At 51.7% G+C, this 20,117-nt stretch carries 19 protein-coding genes; 7 read left to right on the plus strand and 12 right to left on the minus strand.

Annotation, left to right across the window (positions count from 1 at the left end; genetic code table 11):
* Nucleotides 1-145: 145 nt before the first annotated feature.
* The 4 genes from dksA to HMPREF2661_RS04690 form a co-directional block, all read right to left on the minus strand.
* Nucleotides 146-562 (minus strand): RNA polymerase-binding protein DksA, encoded by a 417-nt coding sequence (gene dksA, locus HMPREF2661_RS04675; RefSeq protein ID WP_004519243.1) that lies wholly within the window; start codon nt 560-562, stop codon nt 146-148.
* Between the two features lie 232 nt (nt 563-794).
* Nucleotides 795-1,352, minus strand: a complete 558-nt coding sequence (locus HMPREF2661_RS04680) for a YggT family protein (RefSeq protein ID WP_070822531.1) — start codon at nt 1,350-1,352, stop codon at nt 795-797.
* Nucleotides 1,353-1,354: 2 nt separating this feature from the next.
* The gene (gene proC / locus HMPREF2661_RS04685) at nt 1,355-2,152 is read right to left on the minus strand and encodes a pyrroline-5-carboxylate reductase (protein WP_070822533.1); all 798 of its coding nucleotides are present in this window, start codon (nt 2,150-2,152) and stop codon (nt 1,355-1,357) included.
* Between the two features lie 76 nt (nt 2,153-2,228).
* Nucleotides 2,229-2,924 (minus strand): YggS family pyridoxal phosphate-dependent enzyme, encoded by a 696-nt coding sequence (locus HMPREF2661_RS04690; RefSeq protein WP_070822535.1) that lies wholly within the window; start codon nt 2,922-2,924, stop codon nt 2,229-2,231.
* 118 nt (nt 2,925-3,042) lie between these two features.
* Here HMPREF2661_RS04690 and HMPREF2661_RS04695 point away from each other — a divergent pair, with 118 nt between their 5' ends.
* The 3 genes from HMPREF2661_RS04695 to yccS all read left to right on the plus strand — a co-directional run bounded on the left by HMPREF2661_RS04695 (nt 3,043) and on the right by yccS (nt 7,710).
* Entirely contained in the window at nt 3,043-4,089 is a 1,047-nt protein-coding gene (locus HMPREF2661_RS04695; protein ID WP_070822537.1) for a type IV pilus twitching motility protein PilT, read from the plus strand.
* A gap of 86 nt (nt 4,090-4,175) precedes the next feature.
* Nucleotides 4,176-5,405: a PilT/PilU family type 4a pilus ATPase gene (locus HMPREF2661_RS04700; protein ID WP_070822543.1), complete on the plus strand. Its 1,230-nt coding sequence runs from the start codon at nt 4,176-4,178 to the stop codon at nt 5,403-5,405.
* A gap of 163 nt (nt 5,406-5,568) precedes the next feature.
* A complete protein-coding gene (gene yccS / locus HMPREF2661_RS04705) occupies nt 5,569-7,710 on the plus strand; it encodes a YccS family putative transporter (protein ID WP_070822545.1) in 2,142 nt (713 codons plus the stop codon).
* 95 nt (nt 7,711-7,805) lie between these two features.
* Here the strand turns inward: yccS and HMPREF2661_RS04710 are convergent, their stop codons facing one another.
* Nucleotides 7,806-8,984, minus strand: coding sequence for a phosphoglycerate kinase (locus tag HMPREF2661_RS04710; protein WP_036493913.1), 1,179 nt, complete (start codon nt 8,982-8,984; stop codon nt 7,806-7,808).
* Between the two features lie 193 nt (nt 8,985-9,177).
* Between HMPREF2661_RS04710 and HMPREF2661_RS04715 the strand changes: the two genes are divergently transcribed.
* The 3 genes from HMPREF2661_RS04715 to HMPREF2661_RS04725 all read left to right on the plus strand — a co-directional run bounded on the left by HMPREF2661_RS04715 (nt 9,178) and on the right by HMPREF2661_RS04725 (nt 12,375).
* On the plus strand, nt 9,178-10,527 hold the full coding sequence (locus HMPREF2661_RS04715) for a M16 family metallopeptidase (RefSeq protein ID WP_049322968.1): 1,350 nt from the start codon (nt 9,178-9,180) through the stop codon (nt 10,525-10,527).
* Nucleotides 10,528-10,585: 58 nt separating this feature from the next.
* Nucleotides 10,586-11,884, plus strand: a complete 1,299-nt coding sequence (locus tag HMPREF2661_RS04720; RefSeq protein ID WP_049322970.1) for a M16 family metallopeptidase — start codon at nt 10,586-10,588, stop codon at nt 11,882-11,884.
* Nucleotides 11,885-12,015: 131 nt separating this feature from the next.
* Complete coding sequence (locus tag HMPREF2661_RS04725; protein ID WP_049322971.1) at nt 12,016-12,375, plus strand: DUF2628 domain-containing protein; 360 nt, start codon at nt 12,016-12,018, stop codon at nt 12,373-12,375.
* Between the two features lie 77 nt (nt 12,376-12,452).
* Here the strand turns inward: HMPREF2661_RS04725 and glmS are convergent, their stop codons facing one another.
* From glmS to HMPREF2661_RS04760, 7 genes are all read right to left on the minus strand, one after another.
* Nucleotides 12,453-14,291: a glutamine--fructose-6-phosphate transaminase (isomerizing) gene (gene glmS / locus HMPREF2661_RS04730; protein WP_049349140.1), complete on the minus strand. Its 1,839-nt coding sequence runs from the start codon at nt 14,289-14,291 to the stop codon at nt 12,453-12,455.
* 89 nt (nt 14,292-14,380) lie between these two features.
* Nucleotides 14,381-15,502, minus strand: coding sequence for a hypothetical protein (locus tag HMPREF2661_RS04735; protein ID WP_003747672.1), 1,122 nt, complete (start codon nt 15,500-15,502; stop codon nt 14,381-14,383).
* Nucleotides 15,503-15,515: 13 nt separating this feature from the next.
* Nucleotides 15,516-15,911 (minus strand): hypothetical protein, encoded by a 396-nt coding sequence (locus HMPREF2661_RS11780; protein ID WP_231288099.1) that lies wholly within the window; start codon nt 15,909-15,911, stop codon nt 15,516-15,518.
* Nucleotides 15,912-15,934: 23 nt separating this feature from the next.
* Nucleotides 15,935-16,459 (minus strand): hypothetical protein, encoded by a 525-nt coding sequence (locus HMPREF2661_RS04745; RefSeq protein WP_003747674.1) that lies wholly within the window; start codon nt 16,457-16,459, stop codon nt 15,935-15,937.
* 87 nt (nt 16,460-16,546) lie between these two features.
* Nucleotides 16,547-17,920, minus strand: coding sequence for a bifunctional UDP-N-acetylglucosamine diphosphorylase/glucosamine-1-phosphate N-acetyltransferase GlmU (gene glmU / locus HMPREF2661_RS04750; RefSeq protein WP_070822547.1), 1,374 nt, complete (start codon nt 17,918-17,920; stop codon nt 16,547-16,549).
* Nucleotides 17,921-17,984: 64 nt separating this feature from the next.
* A complete protein-coding gene (locus HMPREF2661_RS04755) occupies nt 17,985-18,260 on the minus strand; it encodes a membrane lipoprotein lipid attachment site-containing protein (protein WP_049323028.1) in 276 nt (91 codons plus the stop codon).
* A gap of 61 nt (nt 18,261-18,321) precedes the next feature.
* On the minus strand, nt 18,322-18,969 hold the full coding sequence (locus tag HMPREF2661_RS04760) for a pyrimidine 5'-nucleotidase (protein ID WP_049322974.1): 648 nt from the start codon (nt 18,967-18,969) through the stop codon (nt 18,322-18,324).
* Between the two features lie 64 nt (nt 18,970-19,033).
* On the opposite strand from HMPREF2661_RS04760, the gene HMPREF2661_RS04765 reads away from it, so the two are divergent.
* Nucleotides 19,034-20,035: a thiamine ABC transporter substrate-binding protein gene (locus HMPREF2661_RS04765; protein ID WP_070822549.1), complete on the plus strand. Its 1,002-nt coding sequence runs from the start codon at nt 19,034-19,036 to the stop codon at nt 20,033-20,035.
* The last annotated feature ends 82 nt before the right edge of the window (nt 20,036-20,117 follow it).

A 20,117-nucleotide genomic window follows, 5' to 3' on the forward strand; every position in this document is an offset into this window, starting at 1 on the left:
AATCACTCCCCTGTTTTAACAGGGTTTTTATTTTATAAAAAATACTATCAAACCTCCTACACTCTCCATACATACAAAAAACACAAACTAAAGGCCGTCTGAAATGCTCTTTCAGACGGCCTTTTTGAGGTTTTATGTCTATATTTTAGTCGGCAAACTGTTTTTTCATTCGTTCGCGTCGCTCTTGCGCTTCTACGGACAGTGTCGCGGTCGGACGTGCCAGCAGGCGTTTGAGGCCGATGGGTTCGCCGGTATCGGCACAGAAACCGTAATCGCCTTCGTCAATACTACGGAGAGTCGCTTGCACTTTATTGAGAAGTTTACGCTCGCGATCGCGAGTGCGCAGTTCTAAAGCGTACTCTTCTTCTTGGGTAGCGCGGTCGGCAGGATCGGGGGCGGATTCGTGCTCTTGGAGATGACCGGTAGTGGTGTTTGCATTTTCAATCAGCTCTTCTTGCATTTTAACCAGTAGTTCGCGGAAGAAGGCCAATTGGTCGCTGTTCATGTAGTCCTCTTCGGGACCATCCCAGTTTAAAATATCTTGTTCTGTCAGCTTTGCCATGGTGTCTGCTTTCGGTTTATGTTAATGATTTGGATGCTACGGGTTTGCTTTTATTGGGTTTTCTCGAATTTCCGTTTTGGAAATTGGGCGAATCATATCATGTTTTACCTATTCATTTGTTCTTTATATTTCGATTTGCACTTTTTTGCACTAGCTTACGCCTAAATATATTAATGCGCTTTTTAGGACGTTGTATTTTTGGTCGTTAATACCTGCTGCGCTTTCAGACGGCCTATTGAAGCAACCACAGGTTGGTTTGCTGGATAAGTTGGGGAAACCATCGAGCCAGCCACAACCATAATAAGAGTGCCAACAAACTGCCTGAAAAATCGTATCGTCCTACGCGTAAGAAGGAAAACGGTTTGAGTAATGGCTGCAAGATTCGTTCGATGGCATAAGTCAACGGCGAATAGCGGCCCTGTATGCTGGCCACCATTCTAATAATCAGACCGATAAGTAATGTATAGGCTGCGGCTTTCAGCATATGGAGTGCGGCAAACCAAAAGTTTGCCAAAATCAGCTTATTGCTGATGGACAGCGCTGGCGAGATGAAAATAATGGCGGTACAGGCAAGGTAGTACACCAGAAAACCTGCGGGCAGGCAGTACCAATCGGTTTTCTCGCCGGATGGAAATGCTTTTTGCCAAGGTTTGGTCAGCCAGCCTGTTGCTTGTATGCTGAATTTGAGCAGGGGATGTTCTGCTGCCAATCCTGCGTATCGGAGCAAAAAGCGCGTGATACACAGGATGGCAATAGCGTCTGCCAATAATAGGAGCAAGTCGCCACGCATGTTCAGACGGCCTTATATTGTTGCGCCATTTCTTGCGAACGTTTGACGCAGGCTTCTACACCCTGTTCGATGGCTTCGGCAACGTGACGGGCTTTGAAGGTTTCGATGGCTTCGTGTGTCGTGCCGCCTTTGGAAGTTACGTTTTGCTGTAATTGTGCGAATGCTTCGCCGGTTTGTTCGGCCAAAGCCACTGCGCCTTTAAATGTAGCAAGGCTCAGTTCGCGTGCGTCTTGTTCGTTGAAACCTTGTGCCAAAGCCGCATTTTGGAGCGCGCCCAACAGATAGAAAACATAGGCGGGGCCGCTGCCGCTGATGCCGGTAATATTGTGGAGTTGCTCTTCCTCGTTCAGCCAAACGGTTGTGCCGACAGAGCGCATGATGCCGTCTGCGGCTGTGCGGTCGGCTTCTGAAACGCCTGCATCGGCAAACATACCGGATACGCCCAAACCGATTTTGGCCGGCGTATTGGGCATGATGCGCACGATACGGCGTGTACCGTCCAGATAATGGCTGAGGGTATCGATGGACAAACCTGCCGCTACGGACAACACCAGCGCACCATTCAAACGGATGTTTTGACAGGCTGCCTGCATGTCTTGCGGTTTGACGGCGAGAATGAGGACATCGTCCGCACTCAATTCTGGCAGGTTTTCAAAAGTGGCTACGCCCAATTCTTGCTCCAGTTGCGCTCGTCTTTCGGCGCCGCGTTCGACAATGTGAACACGATAACCGTCTTGTTTGACCAAACCGCCTGCAATGGCAGTCGCCATATTGCCGCCGCCGAGAAAATAGATATTCATATATATGTCACTCCTTTGTGATATCGATCAGGCCGTCTGAAACTGCTGTCTGCCCTGTTCAGACGGCCTATTACTTTTATTGAGGATAATGCCGCTTGCCGAAAATCGCGCTGCCGATGCGGACATGGGTTGCGCCGCATTCTACCGCGATTGGCATATCGCCGGACATACCCATAGACAAAACATCTGCTTCAACACCTGCCGCGTTCAACTCAGCCAACAGCCGTTGCATGATGTGAAACTGGTTGCGCAATTCATCATCGCTGCTGTCGGCCTTGGCCACACACATCAATCCGCGCACTTGAATATTCGGCAACTTGGCCACTTCAAGGGCCAGCGCAACCGCTTCAGTGGGCGCTACGCCGTGTTTTGCTTCTTCCGCGGCAATGTTCACTTCAATACACACCTGCAACGGCGGCATTTCAGACGGCCTTTGTTCGCTCAAGCGCCGCGCCGTTTTCAGACGGCCTATCGTATGCACCCAATGTGCGCGTTCGGCCACAAATTTGGTTTTATTAGACTGCACATCGCCGATAACGTGCCAAACAATATCCGGCAAATCAGCCAGCGTTTCCGTTTTTTCAAACCATTCCTGAATATAGTTCTCGCCGAAATCGCGCTGACCGGCCGCATACACTTCGCGGATATCGTCTGCCGGAAAGGTCTTGCTGACCGCTACCAGCCTCACCGCATCCGCAGGCCGCCCTGCAGCCTCAGCCGCCTGTTCAACCGCCCGGCATACATCCTGATAGTTTTGTTGCAATACCGACATGGTTTTCTCCTTTAACCCGTTCATCACTCGGCATTTTGAAAATTTTACTTGGTCGTAACGGGTTTATCTATTTAAAATAAAGCGATTTTATTATTCTAAACCAAAACAAGGCCACATTATGCAGATTACCGACTTACTCGCGTTCGGCGTGAAAAACAAAGCCTCCGACCTCCATTTGAGTTCGGGCATTTCCCCCATGATACGCGTACACGGCGACATCCGCCGCATCAACCTGCCCGAGATGAGTTCGGAAGAAGTCGGCACCATGATTACCTCGGTCATGAACGACCACCAGCGCAAGCTCTATCAACAAGATTTTGAAGTCGATTTCTCATTTGAGCTGCCCAATGTTGCCCGTTTCCGCGTCAACGCCTTTATGACCGAACGCGGCCCGGCCGCCGTATTCCGTACCATTCCGAGCACCGTCCTGACGCTGGAAGAGTTGCGTGCTCCGCGCATTTTCCAAAAAATTGCCGAAAATCCGCGCGGTTTGGTCTTGGTAACCGGCCCGACCGGTTCGGGTAAATCCACCACGCTGGCGGCGATGGTCAACTACATCAACGAAACCCAACCGGCCCACATTCTGACCATCGAAGACCCGATTGAGTTCGTCCACCAAAGCAAAAAGGCGCTCATCAACCAACGCGAGCTGCATCAGCACACCCACAGCTTTACCAACGCCCTGCGTTCCGCCCTGCGCGAAGACCCAGACGTGATTCTGATCGGCGAGATGCGCGACCCTGAAACCATCTCCCTCGCCCTGACCGCCGCCGAAACCGGCCACTTGGTTTTCGGCACGCTGCACACGACCGGTGCCGCCAAAACCATCGACCGTATTGTCGACGTATTCCCAGCCGGCGAAAAAGAAATCGTGCGCTCCATGTTGTCCGAGTCCTTGCGCGCCATCATTTCCCAAACCCTGCTGAAAACCCGCGACGGCAACGGCCGCGTCGCCGCGCACGAAATCCTGATTTCCACACCGGCCGTGCGCAACCTCATCCGCGAAAACAAAATCGCCCAAATCAACGCCGCCCTCCAAACCGGTCAGGCCCACGGTATGCAAACCCTCGATCAAGCCCTGCAAACCCTTGTCCGCCAAGGCACCATCAGCCCCGAGATGGCACGCAGCAAAGCGCAAAACATCGAAAACCTCTCTATTTTCTAAACCATACTCAGGCCGTCTGAACCCCATCATCCCGTTTTCAGACGGCCTTTGAGCCTGACCGAATACCCGTTTTAAAGAGAATCATCATGAGCGACCTCGCCCCTCTGCACGACCTGTTAAGCGAAATGGTGCAAGCCTACTCACAAAAAAACCAAGCACCGCACATCCCCACACCGGCCGAAATTGGCACGCATCTTCACCCCCTGCTCGACCGCATGTGTGAAGAGGCCGAAAAACGCAACGCATCCGACATCTTCATCAGCGCAGGCTTTCCCCCTGCCATCAAAGTCGGCGGCACCCTCACGCCCATGCCCCACAAGGCGCTGACCGGCGCGGACACCGCCGCCATCGCCGAATCCACCATGAACCCCGACCAGCTCGAAGCCTTCAACCGCGACTGGGAAATCAACTATTCCGTCCAATCGCGCAGCAACACGCGTTACCGCGTCAACGCCTACCACGAGCAAGGCCGCGTCGGCATGGTATTGCGCCGCGTCAGCCAAGACATTCCCGAAATGAAGACCCTAGGTTTGCCCGAAAAGCTCCAAGAGCTTGCACTCGCGCCACGCGGCCTGCTGATCCTCGCCGGCCCGACCGGTTCGGGCAAATCCACCACCATGGCCTCCATGCTCAACTACCGCAACCAAAAGCTGCCCGGCCATATCGTTACCATCGAAGACCCCATCGAGTTTATCTACAAACCTTGCCGCAGCATCTTCACCCAGCGCGAAATCGGCATCGATACCGACAACTGGAAAACTGCCGTTCAAAGCGCCATGCGTCAAGCGCCTGATGTCGTCTGTATCGGCGAAGTCCGCAGCGAAGAAAGCATGGAATACGCACTCCAACTGGCTCAAACCGGCCATCTGTGCGTTTTCACCATCCATGCCAGCACAGCCTCCCAAACCATCGAGCGCATCATCAACTTCTATCCGGAAGACCGCCGCCAACAGGTTTTGATGGATTTGGCGTTAAACCTCGTCGGCATCATCGGCCAGCGCCTCGTCGTCAAGAAAAACCGCCAACGCACGGCCGTTACCGACCTCCTGCTCAACACTTCGGCCATGCAGGACTTGATTTTCAAAGGCGAATTGCTGGAAATCCGTGACCTGATGGCACGCTCCAGCAGCAACGGCATGCAGACGTTCGACCAAAACCTCTTCAACCTCTACGCACAAGGCCAAATCGAACTCAGCGAAGCCCTGCGCCAAGCGTTTTCCGCCAACGATTTGCGCCTGCGCATTCAAATGCACGACGAGGGCAACAATACCGAGCGTCTCTACGACCGCATCAGCGACCTCAACCTGATGACCTGATGACGCAGGCCAAACAAGGCCGTCTGAACAGATGTGGAAACGAAATCAAGCATTTCGCCGTATCCGTTCAGACGGCCTTATCTCATTTAAAGCATTCTGAAACCGACTGAAAATCCTGTTAAAATCCAATCATTCATCTCATAACAAATAAAACAACCCAACCATGAACACCCCGCCGCTCAAACCTCTGATCATTGCCTCCCTACCCGTCTTCGCCAGCGTATTCATCGCCGCCACCCTCGTTTGGCACTTTAACACCCCCAAACTCGCCATGCCCTTCGTACTCGGCATTATTGCCGGCGGTTTGGTCGATTTGGACAACCGCCTCACAGGCCGTCTGATAAACATCGTCATCACCGTCGTCCTGTTTACCCTCTCCTCACTGCTTGCCCAAAGCACCATCGGCACAGGCGTTCCCTTCATCTTGGCCATGACCCTGATGACTTTCGGCTTCACCATCCTCGGCACCGTCGGCCTCAAATACCGCACCATCGCTTTCGGTGCGCTCGCCGTCGCCACCTACACCACGCTGACCTACACCCCCGAAAGCTACTGGCTGACCAATCCCGTTATGATTCTGCTGGGCACAGTCCTATACAGCGTCAACACCCTGATCTTCCAAATCATCCTGCCCCACCGCCCTGTCCAAGAAACCGTTGCCAACGCCTACGACGCACTGAGCAACTACTTCGATGCCAAAGCCGACTTTTTCGACCCCGACGAAGCCGCATGGTTGGGCAACCGTCAAATCGACCTGGCCATGAGCAACACCGGCGTGATTACCGCCTTCAACCAATGCCGTGCCGCACTTTTCTACCGATTACGCGGCCAACACCGCCATCCGCGCACCGCCAAAATGCTGCGCTACTACCTCAGCGCGCAAGACATGCATGAACGCATCAGCTCCGCCCACGTCGATTACAGCGAAATGGCCGAGCAGCTCAAAAACACCGACCTCATCTTCCGCATCCGCCGTCTGCTCGAAATGCAGGGCCAGGCGTGCCGCAACATTGCCGCCACCCTGCGCAACAACAAACCCTACGCATACAGCAAACGCCTCGGCCGCGCCATGGAAGGCTGCCGCCAATCCCTCGGCCATTTTGCCGAGACCCACGCTGATAATGCCAACCTCCACAATATCCGCCGCCTGCTCGACAACCTCAGCAGCGTCGATTACCAACTACGGCAACTGCAAAACGATGCGTCCCTTGCCGAAAACGACAACACCGACACCCGTATCGCCGCCCTTGAAAACACCAAGTTCCGTAACATCGGCGAGACCGTCCTCAGCCAGCTCAATTTCGAATCCGGCGTCTTCCGTCATGCCACCCGCCTCTCCATCGTCGTGGCCGCAGCCTGCATCATCGTCGAAATCCTCCATCTCAACCTCGGCTACTGGATTCTGCTGACCGCCCTCTTCGTCTGCCAACCCAACTACACCGCCACCAAAAGCCGCGTGTACCAACGTATCGCCGGCACGATTCTCGGCGTGATTGTCGGTTCGCTCGTCCCCTACTTCACCCCGTCCGTTGAAACCAAACTCTGGATTGTCATCGCCAGCACCACCCTGTTTTTCATCACCCGAAGCTACAAATACAGCTTCTCCACCTTCTTCATCACCATCCAAGCCCTGACCAGCCTTTCGCTTGCCGGTTTGGACGTGTACCACGCCATGCCCATCCGCATCATCGACACCATCGTCGGTTCCGTTATCGCATGGGCCGCCGCCACCTACCTCTGGCCCGATTGGCGTTACCTCACCCTCAGCCACACCGCCGCCCAGACCATCACTGCCAACGGCCGCTATCTCGACGCCATCCTCGACCAGCTGCAAAACGGCAGCCGCGACGATGTCGACTACCGCCTCACCCGCCGCCAAGCCCACGAAAGCACCGCCGCCCTCAGCAGCACCTTATCCGACATGAGCAGCAACCCGAAAAAATACCAAGACCGCCTGCAAGACGGTTTTACCCTGCTCAAAACCAGCTATGCGCTGACCGGCCACATTTCCGCGCTCGGCGCATACCGCGACCAGGTTCATCACGACGGCAGCGATACCTTCGCCCCATATGCCCGCCTGACCCACCACATCGCCGAACTCCTCAAACAAATGCCGCAGACCGAACCGGCCACCTTCGATGCAAGCATCGAAGCCATCCGACAGGAGTTTGCCGATTTGGAGCAGACCGACAAAGAGCAGTCCCAACAAAACCAAATCCTCAAACACCAGCTCGACCTCATCATCCGCCAGCTTGCACCGTGTTATCAGGCATTGCACAGACAGTCGGATACGCAAACCGCCTAAACCGATAACACATTCCAACAAAATAAATAAGGCCGTCTGAAACCTGATTTCCAGATTTCAGACGGCCTTTATTCAGCCATCGAGATTAAAACCGATTATGCGCCGCGTTTTTCCAAAGCGGCTACGGCAGGCAACTCTTTGCCTTCCAAGAATTCGAGGAACGCGCCGCCGCCGGTGGAGATGTAACTGATTTGGTCGGTTACGCCGAATTTGGCAATCGCCGCCAAAGTATCGCCGCCGCCGGCAATCGAGAACGCATCGCTTTGGGCAATTGCTTCGGCCAATACTTTGGTACCGCCGGCAAATTGGTCAAATTCAAACACGCCGACCGGGCCGTTCCATACGACAGTGCCTGCGGCTTTGAGCAGCTCGGCCAAAGCAGCGGCGGATTTCGGGCCGATGTCCAAAATCATGTCGTCTTCGGCAACGTCGGCAATGTCTTTCACCACCGCTTCCGCATCGGCGGCAAAGGCTTTAGCGACAACCACATCGGTCGGCAGCGGAACAGAGCCGCCTTTGGCCGCCATTTTCGCCATGATTTTTTTGGATTCTTCCACCAAATCGTGTTCGGCCAAAGATTTGCCGATGGCCTTGCCTTCTGCCAGCAAGAATGTGTTGGCAATGCCGCCGCCGACGATCAGTTGGTCGACTTTGTCGGCCAACGATTCAAGGATGGTCAGCTTGGTGGACACTTTGCTGCCGGCAACGATGGCAACCATCGGATGAGCCGGTTGTTTCAAGGCTTTGCCCAAAGCGTCGAGTTCGCCCGCCATCAATACGCCGGCACAGGCAACCGGTGCGGCTTGGGCAACGGCTTCAGTCGAAGCTTGGGCGCGGTGGGCGGTGCCGAACGCGTCATTGACGAACACATCGCACAAAGAAGCGTAGGCTTTGCCCAGCTCCAAGTCGTTTTTCTTCTCGCCTTTGTTGATGCGCACGTTTTGCAACATCACGACATCACCGGCGTTCAAAGTCGGTTTGTTTTCACGCCAGTCGTTCAATACTTTCACGTCTTTGCCCAACAGTTTGCCCAAATGCGCGGCAACAGGCGCTACATCGTCTTCAGGATGGAATTCGCCTTCGGTCGGACGGCCGAGGTGGGTCATCACGATCACAGACGCGCCGTTGTCCAAGCAGTATTTGATGGATGCGAGCGAAGCACGGATACGGGTGTCGTCGCTGATGTTGCCGTCTTTAAACGGTACGTTCATATCGGCGCGGATCAGAACGGTTTTGCCTTGAACATTTTGTTCGGTCAGTTTCAAAAATGCCATGATGATTCCTTTGTGATGGTTGGAAACGGGAATGTTTGGGATTATCCGCGAATGAGGGGCGACGGTAAAGATTGGCAACGGCCGCGCTTGATGTGAATCAGCAGATAAAGCCCGGGCCGTCTGAAACATTCGGCCAATCTTTCAGATTTTCCGCTATACTTTGGCGATTGATTTTCATTTTACGGATTAAACCATGTTACGCCGAATTGCTTTAATGCTTGCCTTCGCGCTGCCTGCTGCTTCATGGGCGCAGACGCTTTCTGAAACCCTGCCCAACGGTCTGAAAATCATCGTCAAAGAAGACCACCGCGCGCCAGTGGCCGTTTCGCAGATTTGGTACAAAATCGGCAGCGTGGATGAAAAACCGGGCAAAAGCGGCCTGAGCCATGCTTTGGAACACATGATGTTTAAAGGCACAAAAGACGTTCCCTCCGGCGAGTTCAACCGCCGCGTGTCCGAGCTGGGCGGGCAAAACAACGCCTACACCAACCGCAATGAAACGGTATATTACGAAAACGTCGCCGCCGCCAACCTGCCCGAAATTCTGAAGCTCGAAGCCGACCGCATGCACAACCTCAACTTCAGCGACAAAGAATTCCTCAACGAGATGAACGTCATCCGCGAAGAACGCCGCCAACGCACGGAAGACACGGCCGACGGCAAAATGTGGGAACAAGCCTATCTTGCCGCCTTTACCCAACCGTCTATGCGCGCCTCCGTCATCGGCTACATGAAAGATTTGCACATCCTCAAAGCCGACGACCTGCGCGCGTGGTACAAACAATATTACGCGCCCAACAATGCCGTATTGGTCATTGTCGGCGATGTCGATGCCAAACAAACGCTTCAGACGGCCGCCAAACTCTTTGGCGATATTCCGGCCAAAGCCCAGCCGCCGCGCAACAAACTCAATACCGAACCCTATTTGCGCAAGCCTGTTACAGTCAAAGCCACTTCTCCGGTCACACACCAGCCGCTGATTGCCATCAACTTCCGTGTGCCGAAACTCCAAAAACTCGATGACACGATGCCTTTCGCCCTCGACATCCTCTCCGATATTTTGGCAGGCAACGCGTCCAGCCGTTTTGATAAAAACCTCGTGCGCGGCAAGCAAACCGCATTGAGCGCAGGAACGCATTACGACATCATCAGCCGAGAGATGCCGCTGTTCAGCGTCATAGCCATGCCTGCCGAAGGCGTGAAAACCGATACTCTGATTGCCCAGCTGCGCCAAGAAATCAAAGACATTGCCGACAACGGCGTTTCAGAAGAAGAATTGCAGCGCGTCAAAACCCAGGCAGCGGTCAACGAAATCTATGCCAAAGACTCCATGTCTTCCCAAGCCTCCATGATGGGCCGCCTCGAAGCGCGCGGTTTCCAATATACCGACGAACAAGAAATCCACCACCGCCTGCAGGCCGTCAGCGCACAAGAAGTACAGGCCGCCGCCCGGATGTTGACCGACGAGCGCATGAGTACCGTCATCATCGAGCCGCAAAAAACAGCCGCCGCACCAAGCAAAAAAGCTGCCAAACGCCGATAAACATCAGGCCGTCTGAAAGCCCATACCCTTTCAGACGGCCCTAACAGAAAGCCACAACATGAAACCCACCCTGCTCGCCCTTGCCCTACTCCTGCCCTTAAGCGCCCAAGCCGCCACCGACATCCAACGCTGGCGCAACCGCGACGGCACCCAAATCCTCCTTGTCGAACGCCACGAAAACCCCATCATCGACCTTGAAGTCAGCTTCAAGGGCGCAGGCAGCGTCGCCAATCCGGACGGCAAAAGCCAAGTTGCCGAATTTACCGCCGCCCTCCTGACCGACGGCACCCAAGAGCTGGACGAAGAAGCCTTCAATGCCGAAGCCGACAACATCGGCGCACAAATCAGCAGCGACAGCAATGCCGAGAGCGCGTCCGCAGGCTTCCGCAGCCTCAGCAAAGCCGACATCCGCGACAAAGCCGCCAACTTGCTCAACCATTCGCTGACCCGTCCGCGCTTTGACGAAGCCGTTTTCCGTCGCCGTCAAACCCAATCCATCACTGGCTTGCAACAACAGGAAACCACCCCCGACTACACCGCCACGCGCGAACTGACCAAACTCATCTACCCGAACCACCCCTACGGCAGCGGCGCAAACATAACCGTTGACAGCCTCAAACGCGTAAACCTCGAGGACATCCGCGCCTTCCACCGCACCCACTACGGCAAAGACAACGCCATCGTTGCCATCGTCGGCGACCTCAACCGCAAACAGGCAGAGCAACTGGTCGATCGCGTCCTCAAAGACCTGCCGGCCAAAGCCACCGCAACCCACGCCATCCCGCCCGTTCCCAAACAAACCGCCCAACGCCGCGACATCCCCTTTGCCGGTACACAGGCACAAGTCCTGCTCGGCACCTCCCTCATCAAACGCCACGACCCCGACTATTACGCCCTCGTTGCCGGTAACTACATCCTCGGCGGTGGCGGTTTCGACAGCCGCCTCATGAAAGTTTTGCGCGACCAACACGGCTACACCTACGGCGTATACAGCAGCCTCGCCCCGGCGACAGAAGAAGGCACGTTTGCCGTTTCCTACTCCACCCAAAAGAAAAACACCAAAGCCTCACTGGCCGACACCCAAGCCGTCATCGAGCAGTTTATCGCCGAAGGCCCGACCGAAGCCGAGCTGAAACAGGCCAAGGCCAACATCATCGGCAGCTTCCCCCTGCGCTACGACTCCAACGACAAACTGCTCAACTACCTGAGCCTGATCGGCCTCTACGACCTGCCCAACGACTACTTGGAAGCCTACCCAAAAGCCATCAACAGCCTGACCGTCGAACAAGTCCGCGACGCATGGCAACGCCGCGTCAAATTCAAAGACCTCAACACCGTCGTTGTCGGTGCAGAATAAAACGCTTTAAAACAACAGGCCGTCTGAAAGATTTTTCAGACGGCCTGTTTTCTTAATTATTCAAATCGTTTATGTTATCGTGATACAATCACTTGTTTTTTCAATTTTTGATCGTAAAAGGAATATATTTTATGAAAACTTACAAAATATTCAAAAATCCGACAGGTCAATATGAAGCTGTCAAACAAGGTTGGTCTTGGCCTGCATTTTTCTTTGGCGGCATCTGGGCATGCGTGAAAAAAATATGGGGTTTGGGTATCGGAATCTTTGTTGTATTTATAATTTTGAATTTAATCGCCGGTGACAATCCGACCATGGGAAGCCTTGTCAGCGCACTTGGCTTCGGTGTAGGCATTGTACTTGGCTTACAAGGCAACAAATTGCGTGAAGGAAATCTGAAAAAACGCGGCTATCAAGAAGCACCTAAAATCATTCAGGCCAATAACCCGGAAGCTGCTGTCGCACAATACATTTCCGAATACGAAAAATAAATCGGATTCTTAAAACATAAAGGCCGTCTGAAACCTTGAAACAAGTTTCAGACGGCCTTTTTTTACCGGTTTATTACTTACTCAACCGTTACCGATTTAGCCAGGTTACGCGGTTTGTCCACGTCTGTACCGCGTGCGAGGGCGGCGTGGTAAGATAGGAGTTGCACGGGGATGGTGTGCACGATCGGCGAGAGTACGCCGACGTGGCGTGGGGCGCGGATGACGTGCACGCCTTCGGTGGCGTTGAAGTTGCTGTCGAGGTCGGCGAAGACAAAGAGTTCGCCGCCGCGTGCGCCGACTTCCTGCATGTTGGCTTTCACTTTGTCCAGCAGGCTGTCGTTCGGGGCAATCACGACAACGGGCATGTTCTCGTCCACCAAGGCCAACGGGCCGTGTTTCAGCTCACCCGCAGGATACGCTTCGGCGTGGATATAGGTAATCTCTTTCAGCTTCAACGCGCCTTCGAGGGCAATCGGGAAGTGGATGCCACGACCTAAAAACAGTGCGCTGGTTTTCTTGGCAAATTTTTGCGCCCAAGCGGCGATTTGCGGCTCAAGGTTGAGAACGTGCTGAATGCTGCCCGGCAGTTGGCGCAGTTCCTCAACGTATTCACGCGCTTGTTCGTCAGAAACCAGGCCGCGCTGTTTGCCCAAGGTAACGGCCAGGCCGAACAGGACAACCAGTTGGGTTGTGAACGCTTTGGTAGAGGCAACGCCGATTTCTGCGCCGGCGCGTGTGTACAGTACCAATTCGCTTTCACGCGGCAAGGCGGATTCCATGACGTTGCAGATAGACAGGCTGTGTTTGTGTCCCAAGGATTGCGCGTATTTCAAGGCTTCCATGGTGTCCAGGGTTTCGCCGGATTGGGAAATGGTGATGACCAATTGTTTCGGATCGGCAATCACGTCGCGGTAGCGGTATTCGCTGGCGATTTCCACGTCGGTCGGCACTTTGGCGATGGATTCGAGCCAGTATTTGGCGGTCAGCGCGGCATAGTAGGACGTGCCGCAGGCAAGGATTTTGATGCTGTGGATATCGTCGAACACTTCGCGGGCATTCGCGCCGAAGTTTTCAGGTTCAAAACCGCCGTCCAAGAAGACTTCGGCGGTATCGGCGATGGCGCGGGGTTGCTCGTGGATTTCTTTTTGCATGAAGTGGCTGTATGGGCCCAACTCCAAAGAAGCCAGAGACAATTCGGATACTTTAACCGCGCGTTCGGTTTGCGCACCGGTTTTGTCGAGCAGTTTTTCGATACCGTTTGCGTTCAGCAGGGCGATGTCGCCGTCTTCCAAGTAGGCGATGCGGCGGGTAAAGGCAATCACGGCGGATACGTCGGAAGCGATGAAGGTTTCCTGGTCGCCCAAGGCTACCAACAGCGGGCAGCCCATGCGCGCAACAACCATTTCTTCAGGGTTGTCTTGTGCGATAACGGCAATGGCGTATGCGCCGTGGAAACGGGCAGTCGCAGCTTGGACGGCTTCAAACAGTTTGCCGCCGTTTTGTGTGTATTCGTGGTTGACGCTGTGGGCGATGACTTCGGTATCGGTTTGTGATTCGAAGGTATAACCCAAAGCTTGCAGGCGTTCGCGTTCGGCTTCGAAATTTTCGATGATGCCGTTGTGGACAACCGCAATCATACCGCCGGAAATGTGGGGGTGGGCGTTAGGCTCGGTTACACCGCCGTGGGTCGCCCAACGGGTATGGCCGATGCCGATGTGTCCGAACACGCCTTTTTCGCGTGCTGCATCTTCCATCAGCTGTACGCGGCCGACACGGCGGACGCGTTTGATTTTGCCGTCCATGTTTACGGCAATACCCGACGAATCATAGCCTCGGTATTCAAGGCGTTTGAGACCGTCGGTCAGAAAATCGACTACATTGTGATTGGCGCGAATAGCACCTACGATACCGCACATATAAGTTCCTTAGTATCAAAAGTTTGAAAAAATCTACGCCACTGACTTTCAGACGGCATAGGGGATTACTTCAGTTTGCAACGTCATTATTATCCAAGGGAACGACCACCGAAACTTTGCTCATTTGCTTTCTGTTGTACTTCTTGAGCCATATTTTGTTGTTCTTGTATTATTTTTTCTTGAACTTTTGCATCTAAAGCAGCAACAATATTTTTGTTATCGGCAATAACTTGCTTAGTAAATGAACCATCTTTATCACTTATAAGATTATCAATTAGCGCACTAAAATCATCACGAGAAACCTGAGCACTTACTTTTTTACCTTCTTCTCGTTTAATTTTATTAATAGATTTCTCAGGCTCATTAAACAATTTTCTAATTTCATCATGACTATTTTTTTTATCTCCTTCTAATTTAGAAGGATTTTCAAGAGGATTCGTTTTAACACTATCCCACTCATCAGATAAAATATTATTTTTTCCCATTTTATTTAATTGAGAAATTAGAATTGCACCTAATACTGCCTCTTTTCTACCAGTTTCTATATAGTCATTTTTGTCCTTAAGAATACTATCAATTCTATTATTTACCTCATTAACTGAATGAAATTTACCATTTTTAATTTCTTGTAATACTGTTCTCCCATTGCGTTCACTTTGATTGTAAAGTTTCGAAGTTACTGCTACTAATTGTATTTTGTCATCAAAAGACAATTTTTTATATAACTCTGTCTCTTGCAAAGGAGTAAAAATATTTTTCTCAATCTTATTAATCTGATTTACATCTCGAGTATGAACCCAAGTAATTCCATCTTTACTACTGAAGAATTGATTAAACCTAGCTTTAAACTCAGCTGGTAACGGTCTTCCATCTTCTTTTTCTATCTCTCTACCTGTCCTTCCTAAATCATGAATAATATCCTTTTCTTGTTTTTCAGAAAGTTTCCATTCGGGTTTTTTCTCTAAAGCCCATTTTTGATATGCATCAACTAAATCTTTTACAACTTCGGGATGCTGTCCTAAATCGGTTTGTATTGTTCCGATAGAATATCCACTATTCCCAACAGGATATAATTTCCCATTTTTAGTATTTGCTGCTATAACTAATTTATAAGCATTTAATTTTGATTCAGAAGAAACACCTACTGCAAAATAAGCTATTGTTTGAAAATCTTCTTTACTTAATGTTTTTTGTTGATTATTTGACACCATGATTTAAAAATCCTTATTTAATCAAAATAAATTCTTTACCCTTTTTATATTCTTTATTATTATTTTTATAAAATTCAATAATCTTATTATTATCTATAATAAAATAACTTTCATTACTATCGTATCTAGGACAAGACTCATACCAGTTATTTCCCTCATCAGAACAATAACTTAAAAATAGTTTATTTCCCTTCACATATCCTTTTAATTTTCCACTTCCCCCGCTACCTGTCGAAATTCCCTCATTCCATACTCCTGTAACTGAATTACCCTCCTGCTTGAGAACCAATTCTTTCCCTCCCACAGTATCTTCAACCTGATCAGTATATGACCAAGTACCAGAAAAAGATGATGGACGAGCACATGCCATCAATGGGATTAATAAAAAAATTGAAATATACTTTTTCATTTCTTACTCCATAGATACTATTTTTACCGTTTATGAATAACTCTATACCCATTTTCTCCAGCTTTACTTGTCCTTGCGCATAAATCATTTCCGCAACGGACAATATCTGCTTGATTAATCCGTGTAACCATATCTGCATCAATTTTCTTACTCTGAATAACTCCCGAATAAAACCAAATCAATGCAATTCCCCCAATAACCAACGTTGCCAATGTTAGCGATGTAACCCATACTGAACGGGAAGAAATTTTATTATTTTCCTCCTGTACTTTCCGAAGGTAGCCATTAAACTCTCTAACTTGATCTGCCATCTGATTACGTGCTTTTTCCATATCTTTTACATAAGCATAAACAGTTTGAGAGACTTCTTTTGTTACTTCCTCCCTAATCATTTGAACAAGCATACGACGTTGTTCAATTAAAGATTTGTCTAACTCATTTCGAACATCATTCACAAGTTTTTCACTATTGTCTCGATATGCAACCATTAATCTAGATGTCTCGATAACCAAACTTCGAGCTTGTTCTATATCAGTGTTTTCTTCCATTATACGTCCTATGAAAATTAAATCTTTCTTACCTTCAGACGGCCTGTTGTTTCTCAAGGCCGTCTGAAAATAAATAAAAGGCCGGCTTTACTTCTTATCGCCTTTTTCCGGACGCACCCAGCCTTCGATGACGGTTTGGCGTGAACGGGCGAGGACGAGTTTGCCGTCTTCGACGTTTTTGGTAATTGCGCTGCCTGCGCCTGTCGTCACTTTGTTGCCCAACGTTACGGGGGCGATTAAGACGCAGTTTGAACCGATGCGCACTTCGTCGCCGATGACGGTTTTGTGTTTGTTCACGCCGTCGTAGTTGGCAATAATCGTGCCGGCGCCGAAGTTGGTTTTGCTGCCGATTTCGGCATCGCCGATGTAGGTGAGGTGGTTGGCTTTGGTGCCGTTGCCGATGGTGGCGTTTTTGACTTCGACGAAGTTGCCGATGTGTACGTCGTCGGCCAGTTTGGCTTGCGGACGCAGGCGGGCGTATGGGCCGATTTGGTTGTTTTCGCCGACTTCGCAACCTTCAAAATGGGAGAATGGGGCGATTTTGGTGTTGGCACCGATTTTGGCGTTTTTGATCACGCAGTTGGCACCGATTTCGACGTTGTCGCCGAGTTCGACTTCGCCTTCGATGACGACGTTGACGTCAATCACGACATCTTGTCCGTGTTTCAGACGGCCTCGTAAATCAAAACGTGCCGGATCGCGCAGGGTGACGCCTGCTTTGAGCAATTCTTGCGCCTGTTCGATTTGGAAAATGCGCTCGAGTTCGGCCAGTTGGAGTTTGTTGTTCACACCGGCGGCCAGATGGGAGGCGCGCACTTGGACGGGATGAACTTTAATACCGTCGGCAACGGCTTTGGCGATGAGGTCGGTCAGATAGTATTCGCCTTGGGCATTGTTGCTGGAAAGGCTGTTCAACCAAGCTTCGAGTTTGGCGTTGGGCAAAACCAAAATGCCGGTATTGATTTCTTTTACGGCTTTTTGGGCGGCATCAGCGTCTTTTTCTTCGACAATGGCGGTTACGTTGCCGTTGCTGTCGCGGATGATGCGGCCCAAGCCTGTCGGGTCGTTGGGCACGTCGGTCAACAGGCCGACTTCGTTGCCTGCGGATTCGAGCAGGGTTTCGAGGGTGGCGGCGTCAATCAGGGGGACATCGCCGTACAACACCAGCGTGCGGCCTTCGGCAGACAGGTGCGGCAGGGCGGTTTTGACTGCGTGGCCGGTACCGAGCTGTTCGGTTTGTTCAACCCAAACGACATCGCGTTTGACGGTGTTCAAGACTTGCTCTTTGCCGTGGCCGATGACGACGCAGATGTTTTGGGGATTCAGGGAGGCGGCGGTGTCGATAACGCGCTCAACCATGGGAAGGCCGCCGATGCGGTGCAGCACTTTGGGCATTTTGGAGTACATGCGCGTGCCTTTGCCGGCGGCGAGGATGACGATATTTAAAGCTGTCTGAGCCATGATACGGTTTCCGTTGTCGTTGTTTGAGGCCGTCTGAAAAGTTCAGACGGCCTTGGGGATATTGTTATTCGGTTGCTGGCTGTTGGTTGGCAAATTGCGGTTTTTGCCAGTTTTGGCCGCGTTCAGCGTGTTCCGCTTGATTGGATTGGACGGCGCGGCGCTCTGGGCGGAATTGGTTGTAATTCATGTTTTTAGAATAAGTACCGTCCTGATAAACGATAGGCGTGCCGGTAGCATATTTTTGGCGTACGGCGGTACGGCCGGATTCGGTGGTGTAGGTTTCCCAAGAGCAACCGGCCAAAACGGCGGCGGCGGTCAGGATTAAAGCGAGTTTACGCATGATGTTGTCCTTGTTTTTAAATGTCGGCAATACCGTGTATTGTACTTGATTTTTAAAAATTTCATGGCAGGTTTTGTGCAAAATCAAGCAAGCCCTGCATATCTTTCGCTATGCCGTCGGCAAATGGCAGCGGATGGGCTTTTTCGCCGTACCAAACGGTCTTCATGCCCAAGGCTTTGGCTTGGTGCAGATTGTCGGCGCTGTCGTCCACCATAATGCACTGTTCGGGTTTGACGCCCAACAGGCGGCAGACGTTGAGATAGGCTTGCGGATTGGGTTTGTAGAGCAGGCCGAAGTCGTCCGTGCCGAACAAGCCGTCAAAATGCGCTTCCAAGCCCAATGCTTCAACCAATGCGCGGACATAAAACGAAGGCCCGTTGGAAAATACGGCTTTTCGCCCTTTCAGACGGCCTAAAACGTCATCAGTTCCATCCATACCCTCCACCTTTGCCAAAATTTGCTTAAGCGGGTGACTTTCACGCAAAAATTCATCGATATCGACTTCGGGATGGTGGATTTGCAAACCGGCAAGCGTCGCGCCGTATCGGTGCCAATAATCTTGGCGCAGGTGGGATGCGGCTTCTTCGGAAAGTTTCAGACGGCCTGCTATGTATTCGGTCATGGCACGGTTGATAATGTAGAAAATGCCTGCTTCGGCATTGTGCAAAGTGTTGTCGAGGTCAAACAGCCAAACGGGAGAATGATTCATATCGTGCCTTGATATGCAGATTTTGTTATGATATTTCGTATTTTACTCGTAGAAAGGAAAGAGAATGAAACTGAAATTGTCCGCCGTGGCCCTGTTGTTGGCTTCGGCAAACCTGTACGCACAAACCGAAGTGCGTTTGGCCGTGCACAAATCCTTCAGCCTGCCCCCATCCGTCATCGCGCAATTTGAAAAAGCCAACGATGCCAAAGTGTCCGTCATCAAGGCAGGCAGCGGCAACGAAATGCTCAACAAGCTGATTTTGAGCAAGGCCAACCCGATTGCCGATGCGGTTTACGGTTTGGACAACGCCAACATCGGCAAAGCCAAAGCCGCCGGCATCCTCGCTGCCAACCAACCCAAATCCGCGCCCGTAACCGCTTCCCTGCCCGATGCACTGGCCGTCGATTACGCCTATGTCGCCATCAACTACGACAAAAAATGGTTTGAACAGAAAAAACTGCCCCTGCCGCAAACCCTGCAAGATTTGACCAAACCGGAATATAAAAACCTTCTGGTAACCCCGTCTCCCGCCACATCATCACCCGGCCTCTCCTTCCTCTTGGCCAACATCGGCGGCATGGGTGAGGAAGGCGCGTTCAAATGGTGGGCGCAAATGCGCCAAAACGGCGTAAAAGTCGCCAAAGGCTGGAGCGAAGCCTACTACACCGACTTCACCCAAAACGGCGGCGCTTATCCCCTCGTGGTCAGCTATGCCACCAGCCCGGCTGCCGAAGTCCACTACTCCAAAGGCAAATACAGCACTCCGCCCACCGGCAACCTCTTCCTCAAAGGCGGCACATTCCGCCAAGTTGAAGGCGCGGCCGTTTTGAAAGGCGCAAAACAGCCCGAGCTGGCGGCCAAACTGGTGAGCTGGCTGCAAAGCGGCGAAGTGCAAAAAGCCCTGCCTGCCGAAATGTGGGTCTATCCGGCAGTCAAAAACACGCCGCTGCCCAAAGTATTCGAGTTTGCCCAAACCCCGCAACACAGCGATTCCCCCAATCGCGCCGACATCAACACCAAGCAAAAACAATGGGTGAGCCGTTGGAGCAAAACCGTTTTACGTTAAACCGAAAAACTTAAAAACACATCAAGGCCGTCTGAAAAAACAAATCATTAGTTTTCCAGACGGCCTTGTTTTACAATAACCT

It is taken from the genome of Neisseria sp. HMSC061B04 (genome assembly GCF_001836705.1).
In the GTDB taxonomy this organism is placed as follows: Bacteria; Pseudomonadota; Gammaproteobacteria; order Burkholderiales; family Neisseriaceae; genus Neisseria.